Below are 3600 nucleotides of genomic sequence, written 5' to 3' on the forward strand. Positions count from 1 at the left end.
AAGTCGCGCTGACCGCAATCATGCGAAAGCTTGTCGTCGTTGCAAACGCACTTCTCAGAGACCAGCGGAAATGGAGTGAAAATTACGCTTGATCAACACGGATACTGCTTTGTTGCCACACTGACCGAACATCTTTGTGCCCTCTATAAAAATCTCATCGAAAGGGAGTGCGCATAATGCGGATTGCCATGTGGTTCGGGCCGCGGAACCTGTCGTTGGCGATGATGTATACCATTGGCAACCGTGGCGATTGCGGGTGGCGGATAAACCGTTTTATGCGGCTTACCTGTCGATGACGGGCCTCAGGCACCCAATGCGGTAGGGCATTCTGGACTGCCAACCGCAGGATCCCGACGCAGTGGCAGAGGCGCTGCTGGGACAGGTCCCTAGCATCAAGCCCTACTACGAACAGATGAATGCAGTGAAAATCTGAGGCGCGAGGCGGCCTTGTCTCCGCCTCGCGCCTGCGGCACTCATCCCGAGGATATTTCCAAGAAAATGAAGTGCCTCAACCGAGCAGCTTGCTCAGTTGCATGGCAACACCCATCTTGCCGGAAATCTTGATTTTGCCCATTACTACGGCTGTCATCGGGTTGAGCTTGCCGGTGAGCAATTTCTTCAAGTTCTCTTTGGAAAGCTGCAGCGTGCAGTCGGTGCCACAGTCATCTGTGCTGGCACTGCCTTCTGTGAGCACGATGACACCATCTTCGCCGCAATCGAATTTCAGTGAGCCCTCAAAGGTTTTTCCAGCCAGTCCTGTGCGGATTTCCCTAGCGATGTCTTGCAATGCCATTTGGCCCTCCCTTGCCTGCGGCGAGGATTAGGTATGCAAGGGATGGCCAGCAACATTGACCTTAGGTGAAGTCGCCTGCTTACGTTCCGGTAAGGGCTGCCTCGGTCAGAGGGCAGGGTCGGCCGCCATAAAAGGCATCAAGCACCTGCCGGAATTCCGCCGGCGCACCGGGGACAGCTGCAAACAGTGTCATAGAAGAGCGAAGTTTCTTTGCGTCGATACCGCCGAGGATTTGCGCTGGATCCGTTCCCAGATGCTGCAGCATCAACTGGCTGGCCTCCACCAGGCGGTTTCGCAGTACTTCGTGGTTCAAATAGGCGGTGGCCTCAGTCAGGTCCTCGATCCCGTAAAGCTGTGCCATATGGGATTGGCCCAGTTCGGCCAATTGGGGAAAGACGAACCACATCCAGTGGCTCGTCTTTTGACCTTCAGAGAGTTCAGTCAGAACAGCCGCCCAAACGGTGTCCTGAGCTTCGACGAACATTTCCAGCTCTTCCGCGAAATCGTCTTCGAAACCGCCGTCTATATCGTCGTAGTTACTCACTTTTTGATCCGGCGCTCGCGGGCGGCCAGCAGCTTGAGGCGCAGGGCGTTTAACTGAATGAAACCTGCAGCATCGGTCTGATCATAGGCGCCTGCGTCTTCCTCGAAGGTTACATGCGCTTCGGAGTAGAGCGAATGATCCGACCAGCGGCCCACACAGGCTGCAGAACCTTTATAAAGCTTCAGGCGCACAGTTCCGGTGACATGTTCCTGGCTCTTGTCGATGGCAGCTTGCAGCATTTCCCGCTCAGGCGAATACCAGAAGCCATTGTAGATAAGTTCAGCGTATTTCGGCATCAGCTCATCTTTGAGGTGCATTGCGCCGCGGTCCATAGTGATCGATTCGATTCCGCGGTGGGCTTCCAGAAGCAGGGTGCCGCCCGGCGTTTCATAAATACCGCGGGATTTCATGCCGACAAAGCGGCCTTCGACCAAATCGAGACGGCCGCAGCCATGCTTGCCGCCCAATTCGTTCAGCTTGGTCAACAGGTCTGCCGGGCTCAAGGTTTCACCGTTGATACTGACAGCATCGCCTTTTTCAAAACCGACTTCGATAAACTCAGGCTCGTTCGGTGCGTCCTCGGGGTGCACAGTGCGCTGGTAGACATAATCGGGCGCCATCACCGCCGGATCTTCCAATACTTTGCCTTCGGATGAGGTGTGCAGCAGGTTGGCGTCAACGGAGAAGGGGGCTTCGCCGCGTTTGTCCTTGGCGACCGGGATCTGGTTGGCTTCAGCAAATTCCAGCAGACGGGTGCGCGAGGTCAGATCCCATTCCCGCCAGGGTGCGATCACCTTGATATCGGGGTTCAGCGCATAGGCTGCCAGTTCAAACCGCACTTGGTCGTTGCCCTTGCCGGTGGCGCCATGGGCGACGGCATCGGCGCCAGTTGCCTCGGCGATCTCAACAAGGCGCTTGGAGATCAGCGGGCGGGCAATCGAGGTGCCCAGAAGGTAGAGGCCTTCGTAAACCGCATTGGCACGGAACATCGGGAAGACAAAGTCGCGGACAAATTCCTCTCGCACATCTTCGATGAAGATGTTCTCCGGCTTGATGCCCAGCATTTCCGCTTTCTTGCGGGCGGGCTCCAGCTCTTCACCCTGGCCGAGATCGGCGGTGAAGGTGACAACTTCGCAGCCGTATTCGGTCTGCAGCCATTTCAGGATGATCGAGGTGTCGAGGCCGCCGGAATAGGCGAGCACAACTTTCTTGGGCGCGGACATGGAATTCCCTCTCAGGTCAGAACGTCTGGGGCGTAGCCGGTTTTGGTCGCAAGGGCAAGGTTATCCGGGGTTTTCTAATCCGCCGAGCACGCATAACGTGCGCAGCAAAACAGAACGAACTTTTGGAGAATGCCGGTATGAAAGGCTGGACAATATTTTCCCATTCGGTGCGCATGGTGATCCGGAATTTGAACCATGGGTTCAGGATAGCCGCCGGGCCGGTGCTGATCGGGGTGGCGATCGTCTTTGCGCTGCTGGCCAGCGCCGGGCTGCCGCTGACGCTGCTGGGCGACCAGCAGGCGCTGTTGCAGGCTTTGGCGGCGGGCGGCTTTGGCCTGACGCTGCTGGTGGTGTTCCTGGTCATCATTGCGGTGCAGATCTGGGTGTTCGTGTCCTGGCATCGCTTTGTTTTGCTGGAGGAATATCCAAGCGGCCTACTGCCCGCTTTCCGCGGTGACCGCATTCTGGCCTATGTCGGAAAGTCGCTGCTGATCGCCTTGGTCGGGATGGCTATCATGATCCCGGCCGGTGTTGCCGCGGCGCTGCTAAGCTCCATTGCGGGGCAGGGCGCGGCGATAGTGATCATACCGGCCTATATCGTGTTGGTCTTGTTCTTGCTGGTGACGATCTACCGGCTGACTCCTGCGCTGCCTGCGGCTGCAATCGGACATTCGCTGAAACTGCGCGAAGCCTGGCAAAAGACTCGTGGCACAACGGGCGCCATCATCCTGCTGGTGCTTCTGATCGGGCTAATGCAGCTGCTGTTGCAGCTGGTGGCCAGCCTGTCGATGGCAGTGTTTGCGCCGCTGGGGGTGGTGTTCCTGATCCTGGTGTCGCTAATCACGACGCTGGTCAATGTCAGCGTCATCACCACCTTCTATGGCCACTACGTCGAGGGCCGCCCGATCTGATCAAGGACGGTTCTGACGGTATTCTTATGCATGCTTTCACACCCGCCCCTTGCCTTGCGGGCGGGCTTGCGCCACTGAAGGACACATGAGCGATTTCAAGTCCCAGGCCCGCGCCGCTGAACAGGCGAT

The 3600-nt window shown here is 57.4% G+C and carries 4 protein-coding genes and 1 pseudogene; 2 read left to right on the top strand and 3 right to left on the bottom strand.

The features are described from left to right. Positions 1-188 precede the first annotated feature (188 nt). Positions 189-322: pseudogene (locus VOI29_RS23390) on the top strand (hypothetical protein). Between the two features lie 186 nt (positions 323-508). On the opposite strand, the gene VOI29_RS23395 reads toward VOI29_RS23390, so the two are convergent. From VOI29_RS23395 to VOI29_RS23405, 3 genes are all read right to left on the bottom strand, one after another. Beyond that, complete coding sequence (locus tag VOI29_RS23395) at positions 509-793, bottom strand: SCP2 sterol-binding domain-containing protein (protein ID WP_323784156.1); 285 nt, start codon at positions 791-793, stop codon at positions 509-511. Between the two features lie 79 nt (positions 794-872). Continuing rightward, positions 873-1337: a DUF1810 domain-containing protein gene (locus VOI29_RS23400; protein WP_323784158.1), complete on the bottom strand. Its 465-nt coding sequence runs from the start codon at positions 1335-1337 to the stop codon at positions 873-875. Beyond that, positions 1334-2560: an argininosuccinate synthase gene (locus VOI29_RS23405; RefSeq protein ID WP_024092126.1), complete on the bottom strand. Its 1227-nt coding sequence runs from the start codon at positions 2558-2560 to the stop codon at positions 1334-1336. The genes VOI29_RS23400 and VOI29_RS23405 overlap by 4 nt, the downstream gene beginning before the upstream one ends. A gap of 137 nt (positions 2561-2697) precedes the next feature. Between VOI29_RS23405 and VOI29_RS23410 the strand changes: the two genes are divergently transcribed. Then, on the top strand, positions 2698-3471 hold the full coding sequence (locus VOI29_RS23410; protein ID WP_323784160.1) for a hypothetical protein: 774 nt from the start codon (positions 2698-2700) through the stop codon (positions 3469-3471). Positions 3472-3600: the final 129 nt, after the last annotated feature.

The organism is Leisingera sp. (assembly GCF_034669605.1).
Classification (GTDB): domain Bacteria; phylum Pseudomonadota; class Alphaproteobacteria; order Rhodobacterales; family Rhodobacteraceae; genus Leisingera.